Source organism: Aeoliella sp. (assembly GCF_965227375.1).
In the GTDB taxonomy this organism is placed as follows: Bacteria; Planctomycetota; Planctomycetia; order Pirellulales; family Lacipirellulaceae; genus Aeoliella.
This window is the reverse complement of sequence record NZ_CBDDFX010000002.1, coordinates 515171-536197: the sequence shown is the minus strand read 5'-3', so window position 1 is coordinate 536197 and position 21027 is coordinate 515171. Positions and strand designations below refer to the sequence as shown.

Sequence of the window (21027 nt, the reverse complement as noted above, 5' to 3'; positions counted from 1 at the left end):
GTTTCATGCGAAAGATCACTCGCTTTGTATCCCTGGTAATTGTTCTGGGGGTCCTTTCGGGCTGCAATCGACAGCCGACACCCGAAATTGTACCCGTCGAGGGAGTAGTGCTGCTGGGAGGCAGACCACTTCCTAAGGCTACCGTGCGATTCATTCCGAATATGGACGTCGGACCGGAGTTCATTGCCTCGGCGGTAACCGACGATCAAGGCAAATTCGTACTGGAGTGCAATGGGGTGAGCGGCGCTCCCGTGGGAGAGCACACAGTTTGTGTCGTGGAGAGCGACCCGCCCGAGGAGTTGCTGGGTGAAAATAAGCAACGCGAGCTCGCCCAATACCTGCGGTCGCTGAAGAACCGCCCTATTCCACCCGGCTACGCTTCTCTAGTGGGTGGTGTGAGCATCACCATAAGCGAGAATCAGGAGCCTATCGAGCTGAAGCTCTCAAGATGACTAGTAGTTTTGTTTCCTGCATGGACTTGGCGCCGAATTCTGTTGATGGCTGGAGGATTGGCCTTCAATTAACATAAGGACATTCTCCCTGCTTACTCCCACTTGGTTTCCCCCTGCGCCCCATGTATTACTATCTGCCTTCTCGCCTGAGCACGTTCGCTTTGTTCCTCGGCCTGTTGACTCCCCTTGCCACAGCCGCCGAGCCCACGCCGCTCCGCATTGTGACTTTCAACGCCGAGATTCTCATGGCGCCCGGCAGTCGGGCGGGGCAGTTGCAGAAGTTTCGGTTCGATCATGCTCGTCAGCAGCATCATGAGCGGGTGGCCGACGTGATCGAGGTGTTGCGGCCCGATATTCTGAATTTGGCCGAGACGACCAGCAAGGAATCGGTCGACCTTTTGATCAAGATCTTGCACGAAAAGGGGCTCACCGAGTACCAGGGTTATCACGTCGACAGTAATGACTCGTTCACCGGCATGGACATCGCGGTGATCTCCCGCCTGAAGCCCGATGTGGTCGATGGCGAGGCGATACGGACCTATTTTTCCGACGGCGATGATCCCACCTGGCGGCAGTCGTTCTCGTTCACTGGTTACAGTGGCAGCCGGCAGACCTCTACCGCTTCGATCTCGCGCAACTCGGTCTACTATTTCACCGTGGCGGGCCGCAAGTTGGGCTTTCTGGGATTGCACCTCAAGTCGAATCCCGAAGACGAGTACTCCAACGCTCGCCGAACTGCCGAGGGCGAAGTCGCGCGGCGGATCATTCGCGGCGAGATCGTGAAGCGTGGCTACATGCCCATTGTTCTGGGCGACTTGAACGACTACGACCCGGACGTCGAAGACCGCGACGAAACCCGCTCGACGGTGACCGACGTGATCGCCAATCTGAAGGACTACGATTCGCAGCAGCCAAGCCCCGAGTTGGTGAACGTCGCCGAACGCATCACTCGCGTGGCCGACCGCTACACGTCGCACTGGGATTGGAACGAAAACGGCGCCCGCGATCCGCAGGACGTCTACACGATGATCGACCACATCCTGCTGCCTGCTGAGCTGATGCCGTACGTCGAGCGGGCGTTCATCGCCCGGTGTGTGTCGCTCGAAACATCCGACCATTATCCAGTGGTGGTCGATCTTAAGCTGCCGGCTGAGTAGCCACCATCGGCACACGCGCGGCTACCTGGGCATTGCGCGCGGACCGTTCTATAATTCGTTCTTCTCGTTGACTCTCTCCGCGCCCCCTTATTGCGGCTAGTGCTATGAATCCCATCGTTTCGATGATCGACCATGCGGTGCTTCAGCCAACGCAGAACGACCATGATGTCCGCGCCGCTTGTAAGCTGTGCGACGAACTGCGGGTGGCCAGCATCTGCGTCAAACCATCGCATGTGCCACTGGCGCGGCTGGAATTGGGCGACTCGCCTGTCATGGTGAGCACGGTGATTGGCTTTCCGCATGGCGGGACCACCACCAGCACCAAGGTGGCCGAGACCCGCGAGGCTTGCAGCCAGGGCGCGCGCGAAGTCGACATGGTCGTAAATCTGGGCAAGGTGTTCTCGGGCGATTGGGACTACGTGCTGGCCGACATTCAGGCGGTGGTCGAAGCGGCCGCCGAGCACGACGCGATCACCAAAGTGATTTTCGAAACCGGACTGCTGTACGATGAGCAGAAGATCAAACTCTGCGAGCTGAGCGAACAGGCGAAAGCGGCCTTTGTGAAGACCTCGACTGGTTTTGGTTTCAAGAAGAACGACGAAGGCCGGCTAGTTGGCACCGGCGCTACGCTGGAGGATGTCGCGCTGATGCGCAAGCACACGTCCGACGCCATGCAAGTCAAAGCGTCCGGCGGGGTGCGGAGCTTTGCGGACGCGGTGAAGTTCGTGGAACTTGGCGCCACGCGACTAGGCACCAGTTCCACCGCGGCCATCGCCGAGGGCGCGACCTCCGACTCAGACTACTAACCTACTGCAATTGAATCGAAAGCAATGCTCGACCTATACGACAAGATACAGGATGCTGTCGGCGCAATTCGCCACGCTTGGGACGCTACACCGCGCGCCGGCGTGATCCTCGGCACGGGGCTCGGGAACCTCGCTGAGCAAATCGACGTGCAGGCGTCGCTCGACTACGCCGACATCCCGCACTTCCCAACGTCGACGGCCACCAGCCACCGCGGGCGGCTGGTGTGCGGCAACCTCAAGGGGCTGCCGGTTGTGGCCATGGAAGGTCGCTTCCACCAGTACGAAGGTTACCCGCTGAAGCAGATTACGCTGCCAGTTCGCGTGATGAAAGCCTTGGGCGCGGACGTGTTATGCGTTTCGCAGGCCGTGGGAGGGATGAATCCCTACTACCAGCCGGGCGACGTGATGGTGATTGACGATCACATCAACCTGATGGGCGACAACCCGCTGGTGGGCGTGAACGACGACCGACTCGGCCCGCGCTTCCCCGATATGTCGGCGCCGTACGACAAGGAGTTGATGGAGGTCGCGCTGGAGATCGCCCGCCGTGAGAACTTTGTCGCCCACAAAGGCGTCAGCGTGGCGGTGACCGGTCCGTGCCTCGAAACGCGCGCCGAGTATCGCTTCCTGCGAATGATTGGCGCCGACGTGGTGGGCATGTCGACCGTGCCCGAGGTGATTGTGGCCGTGCATTGCGGGCTGCGTGTATTTGGCGTGGCGGTGATCACCGACATGTGTTTGCCCGACGCGCTGGAGCCGGCCGACGTGGAGGAGATCATTGCCACCGCGGGCCGCGCCGAGCCCAAGCTCAGCGCCCTGTTCGATGGCGTCCTGGAACATCTGGCCACTGCGGGTGCGTGATGCCCGACACGTTTGCACAAGTCGCCGCTGTGGTCGCCGCGATTGAGGACCGTTGGCCCGTCGCACCGCGGGTGGGCATGATTCTCGGTTCGGGTCTTGGCGGACTTGCCGATCGCATCGAAGACGCAACGACCATCGACTACAGCGACCTTCCCCACTTGCCGGAGTCCACCGCCATCGGTCACGCGGGCCGGTTGGTGTGTGGCACGTTGGCGGGCGTGCCGGTGGTCGCCATGCAGGGGCGGTTCCACATGTACGAAGCGCACCCGGTGGACCGTGTCGCCTTTCCGGTGCGGGTGATGAGTGCCCTCGGCGCGAGCGTGCTGGTGGTGTCGAACGCCGCTGGCGGGCTCAATCCGCAGTATCAAGTGGGCGACATCATGGTGATCGACGATCATCTGAACCTGATGTTCCGTAACCCGCTGGTGGGCAAGAACGACCCGCGACTTGGTCCACGCTGGCCCGACATGTGCGCGCCCTACGATCCCGAGTTTGCCGACCAAGCGATGTCAATCGCGCGGCGCAGCGACTTTGTTTGTCACCGCGGCGTGTACGTCGGCATGCTGGGGCCGACCTACGAAACCCGCGCCGAGTACCGTATGGTCCGCCGCCTGGGTGGCGACGTGGTCGGCATGTCGACCGTGCCCGAGGTGATCGTGGCGGTACAACTCGGCATGCGCGTGCTGGGTCTATCAACGGTAACCAACGCGTGCAGTCCCGATCAGCTTGGCGAGACCAGCGGCGAAGAAGTCGTCGCCGCAGCGGCCTCGGCCGCAGGCAAACTGATGACGATCGTTGAAGGTGTCGTGGGGGGAATGGCCTGATATGAATTCGACTTTCCTGATTGCCAAGAAACGCGACGGTGGTGAACTAGCTGATGGGGAGATTGCCGACCTGGTCCGCGGGTTCGTGGCCGGCGAGGTGGCCGACTACCAGATGGCGGCGTTCGCCATGGCCGTGTGTTGCCGCGGCATGACGGTGGCTGAGACTGCGTCGCTCACTCGGCACATGCTGCACTCCGGCGTAACGCTCGACTGGCCCGATTCGCTGGCGCCCGAGGTGGATAAGCATTCCACCGGCGGCATTGGCGACAAAGTCTCGTTGCCCCTGGCCGCGATGCTCGCCTGCTGCGACTTGAGGGTGCCAATGATCTCCGGCCGCGGGCTCGGCGCTACGGGGGGGACGCTCGACAAGCTGGAGTCGATCCCCGGATTTCGCACCGACTTGTCGCTCGACGAGATGCGCGCGGTTGTCGACCAGGTGGGCTGCGTGATCAACGGCGCCACGGCCGAACTGGTGCCCGCCGATCGCCTACTCTACGCGCTCCGCGACGTCACCGCCACTGTCGAGTCGATACCACTGATTACCGCCAGCATCATGAGCAAGAAGCTGGCAGAGGGGCTCGACGCATTGGTGCTGGACGTGAAGCACGGTAGCGGTGCGTTCATGAAGACTCTGTGGGACGCACAAGAGTTGGCACGCTCGCTGGTCGACACTGGCAAACAGATGGGCGTGGCGACCGTGGCCCTGGTGACCGACATGAACCAACCGCTCGGCCGTATGGCAGGCAACGCGGTGGAAGTGGACGAGTCGGTTGCCGCGCTCGAAGGCTGCGGTCCGGACGACTTGATGGAAGTGACTCTTGCCCTCGGCGCCGAGCTACTGGTGTTGACCGAGAAGGCAGCGGACCTCGACTCCGCAACGGCGATGCTGCAGGCGACCATCGACGATGGTTCGGCGTTGGTCAAGTTTCGCGAGATGGTTGCCGCGCAGGATGGCGACCTCGACGCCCCGCGCCCTGTTGCCGCGCGGCACGAAGTGGCGAGCCCGTCCGCCGGCTACGTCACGGCCATCGATACCCAAATGCTGGGCCGCGCGATCATCGAACTCGGCGGCGGCCGGCGCCAGCAAGGCGACGTGCTCGACCTCTCGGTCGGCTTGGAGATGCTCGTGCGACTGGGCGACGAGGTCGCCGCGGGGCAACCGCTGGCTCACGTGTTTGCCAGCGCCGAGCAGGTGTCGCAGGCGCAGCGGATGGTCATCGATTCGATTCAAATTGGCCGCGAAGCAGCGCTCGCACCGCGGCTGATCGTCGAGCGGGTGGAGTAGTGCGTTGGCGTCACTCTACGCCTTCCGGCATCCAATCTTCCATGCGCTCCAACTCGGTGTAGTACATTGCGCTGGCGTCGATCCGCTCGCTGGCCAGCCAGTCCAGCCGCCGTTCGATGGTCGGCTGCCGACTTAGAAGCGGAAGCACGAAGCACCACACGATGGTCACACCTGCTACGTAAGCGGCAAGTTGCAGCAGGTCGTTTCTTCGGTTGTTCATGGTCAATGCAAAAGATCAGTCGCCGGCGGGCGGGAAGAACACACCAAACATGAGCCAAGCCATTAGCAAAGTCAGGCAGAGGTTGAGAAACTGCCCGCACAAGTACAGTGCGAGAGGCTTGCCACCTTTTAATTGGGGCAAGAGTTGACGGAAATTTGTCTCCAGCCCGATGCAGACGAACGCCAAGCAGAACAGCCAACTACGGAATGTCTTCGTCGCGTTCTTGATCATCGCTTCGGTTAGCTCCGCCCCGCCTGGCACCATAGCGTGCAACACCGAAAACACGATTGAAGCTGCCAGGAACCCCAGAACGAACTTAGGGAAACGCCGCCAGATTTCGCCTGCGCCGACACGCTCCCCCTTGCGCGAAACGTCGACACGCGTGGTCCAGTATACGGCGACGCAAAACGCGGTAACGCCGATCAGGATGTTCTGAATCATCTTCACCGTGGCGGCTACTTCGAGCGCTTCGTCCCCCAGTGTCGCACCGGCCGCGGCCACAGCGCCGGTAGAATCGATGGTGCCGCCGAGCCACGCACCGCCGACGTAGGGGTCGAGGCCAATCGCCTTGATCACCATCGGCATCACGGCCATCATGACGACCGTGAACGTGAGCGATAGGCTGATCGCCAGCGAGAGTTCTTCCTTCTTCGCCCGACAGGCGGCGGCCGTGGCGATGGCGGCCGAAACGCCACACACCGACATGTCGGCCGCAATCACCATGTTGAGCGTCCGCGACGGCATTCTCAGAACGCGCTGCCCAAACCAATACGTGGTGATCAGTACAATCGGCGTGACCACCCAAGCGACACCAATGCCAGGCAGGCCCAACGCGACTAGTCGGCTCATGAGCACCTCGGATCCCAGCAAGACTAAGCCGGTCTTGATGTAGAACTCAGTGAGAACAGCCGGGCGTAAGAACTTGGGCGTGCCAATCGTATTGCTGATGATCAGTCCTACCATCAGCGCCCACAAGGCGTATTCCAGGTTGTAGGCCTTCACCACTTCGTGTCCGGCGAGAGTGAACGACACCAAGGCGAGCAGATAGACCACCACAAAGCTCGGTACAAAGTCAGTGCTGCGCTCCCCGCGAGCGCGCTGGGCCACAGCGAAGAGCACGCACAGCACCGTGCCCACCACCAACGACCCCATGAGTGGCGATCCTACGAATTGTTCCGATGGCACCAAAGCTGTCACGGGCAACTCCCGCCATGCGCCTGGCTTGGCTACGTACGCTTGGACGTCGTTTCCCCAGAGGGCAACCGCCGCGAGCGACGCCGCTAGTACGATTGCGCCGAGCCATATCGCCAGCCAATCATCCTGCGACAGGAAGGGAGAGAGTTGCGTGGGCGTTGGATCGGGTGGCGTGTTCGGCATAGCGATGTTTCGAGGCAGTGGGCGAGACTGGCGAGTATCCCGCAACCAGCAGGGCGACGAAAGGGGTTCGCCACCGCTTGTGTTTCGACTCTGGGTGGCAATTTCAACGGATTTCTATCCCGTTCGCTGAATTCTTCTTGACATCTACTGGCGAACCCGTAGAATCGGCGATGGAATTACTGGTTCACCAGTACTTATGATGCCGTAGAACTCCGGAAAGCCCTAGAAATGGCCGAATTCGACCCCACCGACCGCGAACTCGAAGCTTTGAAGGTCCTGTGGGACCGCGGTGAAGCGACTGTTCGCGAAGTTTGCGACGCAGTCAGCCAGTATGGCGAGCCGCTCGCCTATACCACGGTGCTCAGCCTGTTTCAGGTGATGGAACAAAAGGGCCTGGTCGAGCATCGAAAACAGGGGAAGGCCTACGTCTACCGGCCGCTGGTCGAACGCAAGAACACGTTCCGGAGACTCGCAGGGGGGTTTCTCGATCGGGTGTTCGACGGCGCGGTAGACGAATATCTGGTCCACGCGCTCGAGGGCAAGAGGCTCTCGGCGTCGGAGTTGGATCAACTCGAAGCGATGATCGCCAAAGCTCGTGGCAAACAACGCGGTAAGCAAGAAGGGGGCGAACGATGAATGCTTGGTACGACTATGCACTTGGATGGTTTGCCGACTACTATCTGCTATCCACGTTACTGCTGACCGTGGTGCTGCTTGCCGGTAGCTTGATGCAGCAACCGGCCCGGCGGTTGGTGTTGGCCTGGGCCACGGTTGGTGGGTTGGCGCTCTTGGGCGTTTTGCTCGCCGTACCGGGGTGGTCGGTGGTGCATTTGCTTGGCGACGCACCGCCGAAGCCTGATTGGGTGGTGTTGGAGGAAGAGCCAGCGGCCGGCCTGTCAGAAACTCCGGTGGTTAAAGTAAACCCGCTGGAAGGAGAATCGTACTATGTTCAGCCAGCCGCTCCGGTAGCGGAGGAGCCAGCCCCAAGAGAGTCGGGCGGCGTTACGCAAACCCAAGTCGTGGCCGAGATCCACGAAGTTAATCTCAGCCCGTATTTCTTGGCGCCGCTGGTCGCTGGCTGCATCATTGTATTGGCGTGGTTGATCTTGGGGGGGTGGCAAACGTACTGCATGGTGCGCAGCTCCGACCCATCGCCGCCCGAGGTGGAGAGTTTGCTCTCCGCGCTGTGCGACGCAGGCGACCGCCGTCCTCATTTGCGTCTTAGCCACTGGGTGGCGACCGGCGTGGCGCTCGGGTTGTTGCGGCCGATGATTCTGTTGCCGCAACAATACGCCGACCGCCAGGACGCCGAAGGGCTGCGGTTGGTGCTGGCGCATGAACTCGCGCACCTGCGCCGTGGCGACCTGTGGATGCTGGCCTCGATCCGCGGCTTGATAATCGTGCTGTGGGCGCACCCTTTGTACTGGCTGTTTCGCCGCCGCGTGCGACTCGACCAGGAAACCTTGGCCGACGCAGCGGCCGCCGCACTCACCAGCCGCACCAGCTATGCAGCGCAACTCGTCGGCTGGGCGCGGCAACTCGACTCCGTGCGTCCGCCATCGCTGGCGGGTGCGGTAGGGCTGTGGGAAACCAAGAGCCAACTTCGCAAACGCATCACCGTGCTGCTCGACGAACGGCTGACGATCCTCCGCGATTGCTCGAGAAAATGGAAGCTGGCGGCGCTGGTGCTCTGTAGCGCCGTGGCGTTGGGGTTGAGCTTGATGACCGTCGAGCCGGGGAAGGCCAACGCCGAGGAAACCGTACCAAGCGATAGTTCTGCCGAAGGACTTGCGCAGTCCTCCCTGCCCGAATGGGGCGTTTCTGGCACTGCCGTCGAGTGGCCCAATCAACTGACAGGACGAATTGTTGACGAGCAGGAGAATCCCATCCCGAATGTTCAGTTGAGGTTTGAACTTCAGAAGATACATGAGTATGCCATCGGCCGCTGGGATGAGTCGATCGCTGCACTAGAGGGGCAGACCGACAACCAGGGACGCTACCGCTTCGACGTTTCGAAGTTTCCCCAACTGGTGCACCGGCCTTTCAACATTCAGCTGAGTGCTAAGGCGAAAGGCTATGCCGATGCTCGTACCTGGTCGTGGCATACGCTGCGCGACACGAAGGTCAGTCAGACTCCATTCAGCCCTCTTGTCATGTTGCCGGGACAAGCCGTGTCGGGAAGAGTCGTGGATCCCAATGGCAAGCCTGTTCCGGGTGCAGTGATCAAGACTATCGCCGACTATGGTAACCGTTGGGTCTTGGACCCTCTGACAACGGATGATGATGGCCGGTTCGAAATCATGCTGGCGGAGAAGAAGAAGGGTGCAGCATGGATTGCATCTTCCGAATGGGCTCCCAAATACATTGACATTGATGCAGGCAATCCAGATTTGGGAGAAATCTCCTTAGTCAAAGGTGCGCGAGTTTCCGGTACCGTACGCGACCAAACTGGCCAGCCAATCGCGGGATGTGCTGTGGTGATGGCGAGTTGTGCCGACGGCAACTTGAAGGGCGTGTCGTTCCCTGTGCAGTATGCAACGCTCACCGACCAGCAGGGGAGGTATCGATTGCCTCCAGTCCAAGGTAAGCACAAGCTCTATCTGTCGACTGCCGCAAGTACGAATGATCGCACTCACGACGCTTTTGTCGTTGGCCGCGTCGCTCCGCCACTGGTGACTCCTCGTATTGTAGATTTGTCGCCACCTGTCTCGGCGGTAGAAATCGATTTCGAGGAAGCAGAAGCCGTTCGTTTGAGCGGCACGGTGCGATGGAACGATGGCAAACCGGTTGCAAACTGTGAGGTTAAGCTCTCGTACATGCCAAGCGATCGCGCTTTCGGCACCGGCATTTGGATCGCCGAGACCGTGACCGACGAAGCGGGAAGGTACTCCATGGACGTGGCCAAGGGAACCGACTCACTCCACGTGTCCTGCTGGGGTAGTAGAGATGACAGTGGAGTATGGAAGATGGCCTACACCTCAAAGCGGTTTACCGACGAGCCGACTAGCCAGTTCCTACAGATCGAAGGGGCTGTTGAGCAAGATGGCAGCGGACTCGACTGGGTGCTGCTTGGAAAGGGCGAAGAGGAACTCTTGAATGCAACGGAGGAACGCTCGAATGCAGAGTCCGACGCAGATCCTCGCGAAGAAAAGAGCGACGCCGCACCCACCGAAGGTACGCTCGAAGCTGGGGCCGGCACCCTAACTCTCGCTGGTGGACAAACAGGGCAGGGGACCAAGAACTTTCGTTTCGAGGCCCAGAAGACACCAAACCTGGTCGAGGGTGTTTGTCTCGCTCCTGACGGCAAGCCGGCCAATGGAGTGACGGTCACGCTATATCGAAGTCGCCAGCTGGCCGACAATTTCAAGCAGCTTGCTACCGCCACCACTGGCCCCGATGGACGGTTTGAGTTTGCCGATGTTCTTACCAAGGACGAAGTCGCTACCGCGGAGAAGGACTGGCGGGAAGCTGCGTCTCGAAACGAGAACGAAGTCTTCTGGCTCGTAACTCAGAAACCTGGCTTTGTCACTCGATATGCCAGCGCTGCCAAGCCAGCACTCGCCGCTGGCGTGAACGCCCGCGTAACACTCGAACCCTCGGCAACGCTCACCGGCGCCGTCACCGACCCCGATGGCAAGCCCATCGAGGGGGCGCAGGTGAGGGTTAGCCGAGGGGCAACCACGCCGCTTCCCCCTGGGATTCACAACGCAGTGACCGACGCCGAGGGTCGCTATTCGATCGATGATGCCGCTCCGTTTGATCGCCAGGAGTATGAGAAGCTGCTGGCCGCTCGAGGCGACGCAATCTACTCCCTGTCCTTTTGGGCTGCGGCTGAGCCGAGTGTGGGAGAGTCGGAGGAGATCCTTCCTCCCGTGCTGAGTGTGTCGCACCCCGATTTTGCCCTCAAGCGAGTCGCCTATGACGCGATTCCTGGTACGAAGGACGTGCAACTGGAAGTGGCCTCGCAGATTGAAGGGCGAGTGCAGCAAGTCAATGGAGAGCCGCTAGCCAATGGTCGAGTGCGGGCAATTCGAGCGGTCGAGGAAGGGCCCGACCCCACCTACGAGCAGTTCGTGCTCACCGCCCAGACCGACAGCGATGGCAGCTACCAATTCGATCAAGTCCCCGCAGGCGAGTACGACATCCAGCTGATGGTTCCCCACACGGCGGTGCCCGACGCCTTGCCGCGCCCGCTTAGTGGTGTGAATGTGGGCCCCGACCAGCGCGTTCAGGCGCCGGATCTTCGCATGGAGCGGGGTGGTTTGGTCGAGGTCCAGCTGGTGGACACGGAAACCAAGAAACCGATTTCACTTGCTCCAGGGGCTGATGCTTATGTCCAAATCGAACACCTGAAGTCGGGTAGGTTCGATCGGCACCGAGGATTTCGCATGCCAGTTGGCCAGGACGCCAAGTTCACAGTCCGTTGCCTCCCCGGCAAGACAAGCATCTCCGTTTTGCAAGCCGGCACACCCTACGACGATGAGACTGGCGCCGCACCGGAGTGGAGTGACGCAAATGAGAATGCCAAAGAAGTCGATGTCTTAGAGGGCGGGACCATTACCGTCGATGTCGAAATGAAGAACCAGGAGGCGCGCAACAAACTAGGCGCCATTGGTCTAGAAGCTACTAAGCTGGCTGGAGACGGGAAGCCTTTCGAGGCGGCCGAAAAAATGTCCGAGGCAGTCGACCTCTTCAACGGAGATGAATTGACGTCTGCCCTAGTGATGCGTGGTCGTTACTGGTTACAAGCAGAGGAGTACGGCAAGGCAATTGCAGACTACGAGCAAGTACTGTCGATGGATCCTACGCCTCGCGCTGCACCGTACGTGCGGGCACAGCTGATCATGCTCTTGGTGAACTGCAAGGATGAGTCGTTTCGTGACTACGATCGAGCCATCGAAGAGGGGGCATCGGCAATTGGCGATACCAAATCACTTGAACTGGTCCGCCCGCTCTACAGCGCGTTGGCCAAAGCCTACGAAGCGACCGGCCAACCGGATGAAGCAATCGCCCTGCGAGAGCGACTCTCGAAAGTTGAGGATGGCGCCGTAGGAGAGTCCAACCTGCAGCGGCTTTTGGAAAGGGCCCGCGAGTTGGAGCAAAAGCGAGACTTCGCTGGCCAAGTAAATCTGTACGAGCAAATCATCGCGGACGGTGAGGCAAGTGGGACAACTTACGAAGCAATCGCGAAGAATAACCTAGCCTACTTGTTCGCAGCAGCTCCAGCAGCATCGTTCCGTGATGGAAAACGAGCCGTGAAGCTGGCGACCGAAGCCATCGAACTATTCGGTCAGCCCACCGCGCAGTTGTACGATACCTTGGCCGCCGCCTACGCGGAGGCAGATGATTTCGAGAAGGCCATTGCAACGGAGCAAAAGGCCCTCGAACTAGCCACGCCAGCAGAGAAACCCAACATGCAACAGCGGTTGGAACTCTACAAGGCGGGCAAGCCTTATCGGATGGAGCAAGTGCCCGCGGCAAGCAGCAAGGCTACTCAGCCCTCGCCGACCGAGGCCACCCAGGTTCGCGAAGAGCCGCCTCGCACCGATTTTACCATCGTGATCGCCAAGCACATGATGCTCTTGGATGGCAAGGAGTTCATCACCTGGCAGGAGTTGGAAGATCGCATTGCCAAGCTACCCGACCCGAGCAAAGCCCGCTTGCACTACCGCATCACCCACGCCGCGATGGACACGGCGCGAGAACTACAGCGGGCGGAACACCGACTGTTAGAGGAAAAGTTCAAATTCAACGGATACTCAATTGGTGGTTTCTCGCTGCGGGGTTCGCACCGCTTCGATCAAATAGAGACGGTTGCCGACCTGGTGCCGAATTCCGCGCACGCGTGCGTCGGCCAGGTAGTTGATAGTGACGGTAACCCAGTTGAAGGTGCGGAAGTTGTGTTCGCACCGCCGGTCGACGAGACCCTTGCCTATCGGGGGCGTGATATTTCACTGGAAGATGGTAAGCTCCGCCATCACTTGGACGATGTCGTGGCAGTTAGCGACGACGCAGGCCGCTTCACGGTTTATCCTGCCGATGAGAAGTTGAAGTACTACCTGATCGCCGTGCACCCGGAGCATGGCTTTGCGTTGGCTACTCGGCAGGGACGCGAAGCGGGCGCGGCCATTCAGCTTCAGCGGTGGGCAAGCATCAACAGTACGATCTTACCGGCCGAGGGAATGGAGCAATCGGCTAGCGTCAGCACTTCCATCGCCGAGAAGGACGGTCTGCCGGACTTGTCAATTAACATTCACGTCCCAGATCGGCGACCCCAACCAAAAGCAGGTGAGTTCAACTTTCCTTGTGTGCCGCCAAACATGGCGTGCTACTACCGACGGGGCATCAAGAGGCCACAGGGCGTGACCATTTCGCTGCCTACCAAGGAGCTGGAACTGAAGCCCGGCGAAGTTCACGAGATCACGCTCGGAGGTCTCACCCCCGATGAAGCCGACCGGCTAGAGATGCATGAGAAGTTGTTCGAGGACCTGCAAGGGGCGAGGGAGAAGACCGAGGAAGAGAATAAGGAGCCAGTGAAGAAACTGGACGATTCAGAAGCCACGTTCTCCGCCATGGTAGTCGACGCCGAGTCGGGTGAGCCGATTAAGGAGTTCCTGGCGCTGCCCGGCACCAGCTTCATGGAGGGTTTCGGTTGGCAATGGCAGACGCACATGATCAGAAACTATCAGAACGGCGAGTTGATCTGGCCACCCAAGGGGAGAAAAGGCTACGACAGACAAGCGATTCGCGTCGAGGCGGATGGGTACGTTCCGTTTGAAACCGGTGAGGTTCTCCGCGACGCCCCGCAGCGCGGCCGGACGATTCGACTGCATCGCTCCGCGGGTGTTTCTGGGCGTTTGGTGGATGTCGATGGCAAGCCGGTCGCTGACGCCAAGGTGGCCATTGCGATGTGCCGGCGTACAGTTCGCATCGATGGCGGCTCCATCGCTTTGCGCGACCTGGCTGACGATGCGTCGCTGCGTGATCGATGGTCGCAACCCCGCTGGACCACCACCGCCGAGGATGGAACATTCACGCTGCCGGACGAGTCAGCGCCGGCGGCGCTGATCGCCACACACCCGTCGGGCGTGGCCATCATCAACTTGGAGTGGGTTCGCGAGCATCCCGACGTGCACCTTGAACCATGGGGCCGCATCGAGGGGCAAGTGCTCTGGGGAGAGACTCCTGGCGCCGATGAGTCGATCGAAATGTCGGCTCGCGGGCATCGTGATCCCGAGGGGCTCGACGTGATGTTGATGCTAACTTGCAGCGACGAGGTAACTTCTGGAGATGATGGCCGCTACGTGTTCGACAAGGTCCCGCCCGGCGTGGTGCAAGTGTCGCGCATCAGCAAACCGGTTGGTGAGGATAAGATTCGAACGCTTCGACCGGTGCAGTTTGTCGATGTGCTTCCCGGCGTGCCCACGAAAATGATCTTCGGTGGCGGTCGACCAGTCGTTGGTAAGCTGGTGGGCCTCGATAGTTGGGAGGGCGTGCAACTTAGCATTGGCACCGACGCCCCTCCGTTTAGCGGCCCGGTAGATATGATCCGAAAAGATTGGGCGGCGTGGTCGGAGTTCATGCAATCCGAAGCCGGCAAGCAGTACTCCAAGCAGAACGTGCAAGTCAACGACGATGGCACATTCCGAATCGAAAGAGTTCCCGCCGCGCGATTCAATGTCTCGGTCACCCAGCAACAGGGCGACGAGGCTGCAACGCCCATCGGTCGCTCGACATTCACAATGGAGACGATCACACCGGGCGAAGAAGACACTTCGCTGGACATCGGCGAGATTACGGTCGCTCCCGCGCAGCAATAGCACTCACGCTGGCTCGAAGTCGAGCCACCCGGATAGCTCGGCCATGGTCACCGCGAACTTGTACAGCCCGTGGCCCACAATGGCGATGAAGAACCATGGCATGCCCAGTCCGAGCAGGGGGCGATGACGTTCGCGGATCGTGTTGTACCAGATGCGCGCAAGCCCCACGCCGGCGATGAATGAGCAATTCATGTGCAGACCAACGCACACGGTCCACCGCCAACGCGCGAGCGATGGTCCCGCGTTGGGAAGGTAAAGGTTCAGGTAGACCAGGATCTCGATCACGCCGAACAGGATCCCGCCCGCCAAGGCACAGAATAGAATCTGTCCAATCGACTTGAACCAAAAAGGCCGTTTCTCCACCACCCACAGGGCGATGGCGATCTTCATGATCTCTTCGGTCAGCGGTGCCACCACGCATACGGCAATCAAGCCACCGCTGGTAGCGATTCCCGCTTCGGGCGGAGTGAACAACGCCCCGATGATCGCGAACGGCCCTGCCGCTGCGGCCACGGCCAAGGTAGTCAGCCAGCTCTTCGCCCAACTGGTTGCGGCGATGTTCTTTTCGAGCCACCGACTGTAGGTGAGTTGCGACTCATCCGGCTCGCCTGCCAGTTCGCTGTGCAGCGAAGGTTCGTCCCACACGACGTGGTCGACCTTATCGTGCTCGGTCGCCCTTGCTTGCTCGCGGTCAATGAGCGTTTCGGCCTTCGCTTCGCTCGGATCGACGTCCAGCGGAGCTGCGAAGAAGTGCGGCTCGTTCTCGATCGACGGATCGTGGCGTGGCTTGGGCATGGCTCTGGTGCGCGGCAGGTCGCGTTACCCTTGTCGGTGGTAAGCGGTGGCCGATGCCAGGATGGCGGCCATGACCATCGCTTTCTTTCCCATCGACGTGCTACCACCGACGTCGGCAGCTTGCATACGAACGTTGCACACCGCATTGTAACCGCCCGCCCGCGCTTGCTCGACGATTCGCTGCAGCGCTTCTCGACGTGCACGGTCCATCAGCGTTTGATAGCTCTTCACTTCGCCGCCGAACAGGTTGCGCAGGCCTGCGAGGAATGTCTTGAGGTAGTCGCTGGCGATCACTGATTCGCCAATGAGGATTGTGGGGGGCGGCCCGTCGGGGCTCACGTTGTACGCGGTCTTGCCCTGAGTGATCAGAAAGTCGCCGTTAGCGCTTTCGCGGTCATCCAGCTTCTTGATATGCGACCTTTCCTGCCAGCCGCCCACGAAAAAGCCGAGCGCCAGCATGAACGTTACGAAACCTACGCCGATCATCAGCCCAATGGCATCTTCCATGGTTGTGGTCCTCCAATAGAGCTAGGCGGAAGGCTTCTTCAGCACCACGGCGGTGCCGTAGGCGTACAGCTCGGCCGCACCGGCTGTCACGGCGCTGGTCGTGAAGCGAACGTTGACAATCGCGTTTGCGCCCAGCTCCTGCGCTTGCGCCATCATGCGTTCCACCGCCTGACGGCGCGACTCCGTCAACAATTCGGTGTATCCTTTCAGCTCACCTCCCACCAGATTCTTGAACCCGGCGGCAATGTCCCGCCCCGCGTGCTTGGCTCGAACCGTGTTTCCTTGCACCATCCCTTTCACGCCGGCTACTACAAAGCCGGGAACGGTCTCCGTGTTCACAACAATCATCGCACCCTCCCATTGATACTTGCTTAGATGAACTGCTGCCGTTCGGATAAGCACGAGTCGAACGAGCCACGTTATTGTGTGGCACCCTGTCGCGGTTTGCAAGCAAGTTGGCCGTATGGGTGGTGACACGACCGGCCGTTTGTGTGATAGAATCATCGGCGGTGCGGTTGTGAAACACTTGGCCTGTGCGAGTTTGCGATGAAGACCCCCAACGATCTTTTCAGTCGACTGCCATCGGTCAACGATCTGATGGAGAATCCCAGGATTAAGAGCTTGGTCGACCGCGTGCAGGAACTCGAAGTCACCAACGGCGTGCGGCAATTCGTCGAGCGGATGCGCCGCGAAGTGAGTCGTCGCGCGCTCGATGCCCCAATTCCCTCGATTGGCGAGATTGCCGATCGCGCTGCCCGGTTTATCCTGGGACGGCACGCCAGTCAGGCACCGCAGGTGGTGAACGCCACTGGCAACTTGTGGCTGCCCGGGCTCACCGGTCCGCCGCTGGCCGATGAGGCGTTGGCCACGCTTTCGGTCACCGCCCAGCACTACCACGCCCGCGGTGGCCAACAAGTCGCAGAACTGGTGGCCCAAGTCGCTGGCGGCCAAGCGGCAGCCATCTTCAACTCGCCCGCGGGCGCAGTGCTGCTCGCGTTGAGCACGCTGGCCGAAGGACGCGCGATTGTCGTCGCGCGGGGCGAAGTCGGCACCATGGATGGCAGTATCCGCTTAACCGATCTCGCGCAGCAAGCCGGCGTCGACCTCGTAGAGGTGGGCGCGAGTGATTCGGTTTCGCTGGACGACTACCGCGCGGCTTTGGCCGACGGTGCGGGCGTGCTGCTGCGTGTCGAGGCGCTGCCACATGCTTTGCGCGATCAGACTTGTCGACCTGAGTTGGCCGAGCTGGTGAAGCTCGCCGGCGAGCACGGGGCCAAAGTAGTCCATCACATCGGCCGCGGCGCGCTGGCGTCGCTGGGCGAAGCCATTCCGCTCGACGTGGTGACCGCTTCGGACAGCTTGGCGGCGGGCGTGGCACTCACCATCGCTCGAGGCGACGGCTACACCGGCGGGCCGGCTTGCGGGTTGGCAATCGGCCGCCGCGACGCGGTCGACAAGCTCAGCGGTTCGCCACTTGCGACAGCGCTTTGTGTCGATCCCTTGGTTGAAAGCGCAATGGGAGCGACGCTCACGCTATTCCGCGACACCGAGCGCGCAGCAACTTCGATCCCCACGCTCGCGTTGTTATCCACGCCGATTCTCAACCTGCAATCACGGGCCGAACGCATGGCCGCGCAGATCGAATCGCAACCGGGCATCGTGACCGCCTCGCCGGTCGAGATCCCCTCGGCCGAAGACATGGGCGGCACAAGGCCATTGCCCTCGGTTGGCATTAGCGTGCTGTGCGATGGCGAGCAGCTGGCGAGGATTCAGAAGCAACTGGAAGATTCGAGACCGCAGATCGTTGGCAACTGGCGGAACGACCGCGTGCTGTTGGACCTGCGAACCGTTGCCCCAGCGGATGACATTGCTCTGGTTGCAGCGTTCGACCCGCCGGGCGACAGCACGACGAATGAAACCAACACAACCACCGAACAGGAAGAATAGACCATGCCGTTTGATCAAGCGATTGATTCGCTGCTAGACGTGAACCTGGCTTGCCGCGCTGGCGAGCGATTGGCCATCGTGACCGACGACGCGCCGTTCGAAACGGCCACCAGCGAAGTGCCCACCCGCCAGGCGTTGGCCGAGTTGATTGCTGCTAAGGCGAAACAGCGCGATGTCGAAACGCTCATCTCCATCTATCCAGGCGGGCAAGAGTCGGGCGCGGAGCCTCCGCGTCATGTGTTCGAGCAAGTCTATCCAACGGGCTTTATGGACTATCTCGAGGAGACGAGTCTGGCTGACAAGCTGCTCGACAAGACGATTGCGCCCGAGGATATCGAGAAGCTCGAGAAGTACTTGTCTTCGGCCAGCGATTCGATCGACGTGATGTTAGTACTCTCGGCCTCGAGTGTGTCGCACACCAACTTTCGGCGACTATTGACACGCACCAACATCGCCCGGGTCGCCACCATGCCTGGTGTGGAGTTGGAGATGTTCTCTGGCGTGATGACCGCCGATTGGAAGATGGTGGAGCGACGTAGCGTGGCGGCCGCCGAGGCTTTGACCAAGGCTACCGAAGCCGAAGTTCACAGTGCCGAAGGAAGGGTGCTGAGGTTTTCGCTCGAAGGCCGCGACGGCACGGCCGACACCGGCATCATCAGCCAGCCAGGTCAGTTCGGCAACCTGCCCGGTGGCGAAGGGTTCATTGCCCCCATCGAAGGCACCGCCGAAGGTGAGCTTTCGGTCGGTCCGCCCGAGGAGCCCGGCAAGTGGTACTTCCGTTTCGCCAAAGGCGAACTAGTCGAAGTGCTGGGCGACCCGCCGTTCCTGGCGGCGCTCAACGACGTATTCGCTACGCACCCGATGGCTCGCAACCTCGCGGAGCTTGGAGTTGGTACCAATGAAAAGGCCAAGCCGTGCGACAGTGTGCTGGAGTCGGAGAAGATCCTCGGCACGGTGCACTTGGCGGTGGGCGACAATGCGGGCTTCGGCGGCAACGTGAGCGTGCCGTACCACCAGGATTTTATCGTCTACAACCCGACGCTCGTACTGCGTTCGGACGTGGGCGAAGAGTCGCTGGTGAGCGACGGCCGGTTTATGGCCGATTGAGACAGCGAGTCCAGCAAGGATCGACCACTACTCCATCACAAAGAACAACGCCACGAACATCATGATCGTGAGCGTCATCTCGGCGGCATGGTCGACACCGATGTCGACGCCAGCCAGATTGAAGGGAGTTATCCCGGTGCCGGCAATGATCAAGGCGGTAATAACGATCAGTGAGCGCATGGGAATTGCCAGGGGCCGTGGTTGAGCGAACCTTCTGCGAAAGCCTAGCTCACGAATGGCAGTCAGGCAAGTTGCGTTGCGTTTTCATTCTTGCGACTGGACGGACCTTCGATTTCCGCCAGCAATTCGCTGTAAATGATGGGTTTCACCAGGTGGGAGTCGAACCCGGCGTCGACCGACATGGCGCGGTCCGCGTCGCTGCCCCAGCCGGTCACGGCAATCAGACGTAGCCGCCGTTCTGGGTCCATCCGCCGAATCCGCCGTGCCACCTCATAGCCATCCATGCCTGGCAGGCCGATGTCGAGCACGCAAACGTCGGGCAACTGAGCAGCCGCCAACTGCACGGCGGAAACACCGTCGCGGGCGAGTTGCACCTCGTACCCTTCGGCCTCCAGCAACTCCCGCAACAAGTCAGCTGCGTCGGTGCCGTCCTCGGCCACAAGCACCGACAAACGGGTGCGCTCCCGCGAGTCAGTGTTCTCGGGAGGCTCGACCGCTTGACTCTCCACAGGCGGAATCTGCTCCGCATCGGCAATCTCGGCGGCCGGCAGCTGCGCGGTGAAGCAACTTCCCCGCCCGGGCCCGCGGCTAAACGCTTCAAGTTGCCCGCCGTGCATTGCGGCGATTCGCTGCACGATCGAGAGCCCCAATCCGAGCCCGCCGTAGGCGCGGGTTCTCGAAGTGTCGATTTGCCGAAAAGGCATGAGGATGTTGTCGGCTTCGTTGGGCGGGAATCCGATGCCGTTGTCGCGAACCGAAATACAGGTCCAATTTCCTTGCGTTTCGATCTCCAGCACGATGCAGCCTTCCGAGGGCGTGTACTTGGCAGCGTTGCCCAGCAGGTTGGCGGTCAACTGGGCCAGTCGAACGCGATCGCCTTGAACCCACACCGGCGAGTCGGGCGTCAGTTGTTCGAATCGATGCGATCGCTCGGCGAACTGGTCGGCTGTCATTTCGATGGCGTCGCTTACTGCGTCGCGTAGATCGAACCGCTCCATCTGCAGTTCCAGTTTCCCGCGAGAAAAGCGAGATACGTCCAGCAGATCGTTCGTCAGCCTCACCAAATGACCAGTCTGCCGCTCGATGATGCCGCGCACTCGGTCAGTAAGAGTGGCGTTCTGCGGTTCGCGGCGGAGCATTTCAAGCCCCGATCGAATCGGAGCGAGAGGGTTGCGAAGTTCGTGCGCCAACAGGGCAAGAAACTCGTCCTTGCGCTCGTCGGCTTCGCGAAGCGACGCGCTAAGGCGCTCGTTGTCGCGCGACCGCTGTTCGGCCAGGCGTCGCTGCCGACGCAGACGATTGAACAGCAGTGCCGCGGCCGAGTTCACCAGAACGTAGATCAACAACTGAACAATCTCCGACACGCCCATGCTCGCCTGGGGCGCGATGAAGAAGTAGGCGGCCGAGCACGTTCCCAGCAGAACCGCCAGAAAAGCTGGCCCCGAGCCCGCGATCCACGCGGTGAGCAACACGCTGAGGTAGAACAAGCTGAAGGGGCACTCTTCCTGTAAGTGGGAATCCAAAGCGTACCTGGCCCACACGGCCAATCCGGTGGTGAGCACCGCGACGCCGTAGTTGGCCAGGGGAGTAAGTGTTCGTTCTTTTAGAATATGGACGTTCATAGCCAAACCATGCCGGGTGACTGGAGAGTTCCGCGACGAATTCGTCGCTACCGCCTGATAGCAAGCC

17 protein-coding genes are annotated in these 21027 nt (G+C 60.7%); 10 read left to right on the top strand and 7 right to left on the bottom strand.

Annotated features, from left to right (window positions below):
• Positions 1–5: 5 nt before the first annotated feature.
• The 6 genes from ACQK2L_RS15250 to ACQK2L_RS15225 all read left to right on the top strand — a co-directional run bounded on the left by ACQK2L_RS15250 (position 6) and on the right by ACQK2L_RS15225 (position 5385).
• On the top strand, positions 6–452 hold the full coding sequence (locus tag ACQK2L_RS15250) for a hypothetical protein (RefSeq protein WP_425397884.1): 447 nt from the start codon (positions 6–8) through the stop codon (positions 450–452).
• A gap of 122 nt (positions 453–574) precedes the next feature.
• Positions 575–1609: an endonuclease/exonuclease/phosphatase family protein gene (locus tag ACQK2L_RS15245; protein WP_425397883.1), complete on the top strand. Its 1035-nt coding sequence runs from the start codon at positions 575–577 to the stop codon at positions 1607–1609.
• Positions 1610–1713: 104 nt separating this feature from the next.
• The gene (deoC, locus tag ACQK2L_RS15240) at positions 1714–2415 is read left to right on the top strand and encodes a deoxyribose-phosphate aldolase (RefSeq protein ID WP_425397882.1); all 702 of its coding nucleotides are present in this window, start codon (positions 1714–1716) and stop codon (positions 2413–2415) included.
• 24 nt (positions 2416–2439) lie between these two features.
• A complete protein-coding gene (locus ACQK2L_RS15235; protein WP_425397881.1) occupies positions 2440–3276 on the top strand; it encodes a purine-nucleoside phosphorylase in 837 nt (278 codons plus the stop codon).
• Positions 3276–4100: a purine-nucleoside phosphorylase gene (locus tag ACQK2L_RS15230; RefSeq protein ID WP_425397880.1), complete on the top strand. Its 825-nt coding sequence runs from the start codon at positions 3276–3278 to the stop codon at positions 4098–4100. The genes ACQK2L_RS15235 and ACQK2L_RS15230 overlap by 1 nt, the downstream gene beginning before the upstream one ends.
• A 1-nt stretch (position 4101) precedes the next feature.
• Positions 4102–5385, top strand: a complete 1284-nt coding sequence (locus ACQK2L_RS15225; RefSeq protein WP_425397879.1) for a thymidine phosphorylase — start codon at positions 4102–4104, stop codon at positions 5383–5385.
• Positions 5386–5395: 10 nt separating this feature from the next.
• Here ACQK2L_RS15225 and ACQK2L_RS15220 read toward each other — a convergent pair whose 3' ends face one another.
• The gene (locus ACQK2L_RS15220; RefSeq protein WP_425397878.1) at positions 5396–5605 is read right to left on the bottom strand and encodes a hypothetical protein; all 210 of its coding nucleotides are present in this window, start codon (positions 5603–5605) and stop codon (positions 5396–5398) included.
• A 15-nt stretch (positions 5606–5620) separates the two neighbouring features.
• A complete protein-coding gene (locus ACQK2L_RS15215) occupies positions 5621–6982 on the bottom strand; it encodes a YeiH family protein (protein WP_425397877.1) in 1362 nt (453 codons plus the stop codon).
• 228 nt (positions 6983–7210) lie between these two features.
• Between ACQK2L_RS15215 and ACQK2L_RS15210 the strand changes: the two genes are divergently transcribed.
• Both ACQK2L_RS15210 and ACQK2L_RS15205 read left to right on the top strand, forming a co-directional pair.
• On the top strand, positions 7211–7618 hold the full coding sequence (locus tag ACQK2L_RS15210; RefSeq protein ID WP_425397876.1) for a BlaI/MecI/CopY family transcriptional regulator: 408 nt from the start codon (positions 7211–7213) through the stop codon (positions 7616–7618).
• Entirely contained in the window at positions 7615–14802 is a 7188-nt protein-coding gene (locus ACQK2L_RS15205) for a carboxypeptidase regulatory-like domain-containing protein (RefSeq protein WP_425397875.1), read from the top strand. The genes ACQK2L_RS15210 and ACQK2L_RS15205 overlap by 4 nt, the downstream gene beginning before the upstream one ends.
• Before the next feature lie 3 nt (positions 14803–14805).
• Here the strand turns inward: ACQK2L_RS15205 and ACQK2L_RS15200 are convergent, their stop codons facing one another.
• Genes ACQK2L_RS15200 through ACQK2L_RS15190 form a run of 3 tightly spaced genes read right to left on the bottom strand, consistent with a single transcriptional unit; the run spans position 14806 to position 16452 of the window.
• A complete protein-coding gene (locus ACQK2L_RS15200; protein ID WP_425397874.1) occupies positions 14806–15597 on the bottom strand; it encodes a PrsW family glutamic-type intramembrane protease in 792 nt (263 codons plus the stop codon).
• Between the two features lie 24 nt (positions 15598–15621).
• Positions 15622–16104 carry a YbjQ family protein gene (locus ACQK2L_RS15195; RefSeq protein ID WP_425397873.1) on the bottom strand — a complete coding sequence of 161 codons (483 nt, stop codon included), beginning with the start codon at positions 16102–16104 and terminating at the stop codon, positions 15622–15624.
• Between the two features lie 21 nt (positions 16105–16125).
• A complete protein-coding gene (locus ACQK2L_RS15190; RefSeq protein ID WP_425397872.1) occupies positions 16126–16452 on the bottom strand; it encodes a YbjQ family protein in 327 nt (108 codons plus the stop codon).
• Positions 16453–16650: 198 nt separating this feature from the next.
• Here ACQK2L_RS15190 and ACQK2L_RS15185 point away from each other — a divergent pair, with 198 nt between their 5' ends.
• Both ACQK2L_RS15185 and ACQK2L_RS15180 read left to right on the top strand, forming a co-directional pair.
• On the top strand, positions 16651–18051 hold the full coding sequence (locus ACQK2L_RS15185) for a hypothetical protein (RefSeq protein ID WP_425397871.1): 1401 nt from the start codon (positions 16651–16653) through the stop codon (positions 18049–18051).
• 3 nt (positions 18052–18054) lie between these two features.
• Entirely contained in the window at positions 18055–19158 is a 1104-nt protein-coding gene (locus tag ACQK2L_RS15180) for an aminopeptidase (protein ID WP_425397870.1), read from the top strand.
• Positions 19159–19185: 27 nt separating this feature from the next.
• On the opposite strand, the gene ACQK2L_RS15175 is transcribed toward ACQK2L_RS15180, so the two are convergent.
• Positions 19186–19338 carry a hypothetical protein gene (locus ACQK2L_RS15175; protein ID WP_425397869.1) on the bottom strand — a complete coding sequence of 51 codons (153 nt, stop codon included), beginning with the start codon at positions 19336–19338 and terminating at the stop codon, positions 19186–19188.
• 62 nt (positions 19339–19400) lie between these two features.
• Positions 19401–20960: an ATP-binding response regulator gene (locus ACQK2L_RS15170; RefSeq protein ID WP_425397868.1), complete on the bottom strand. Its 1560-nt coding sequence runs from the start codon at positions 20958–20960 to the stop codon at positions 19401–19403.
• Positions 20961–21027: the final 67 nt, after the last annotated feature.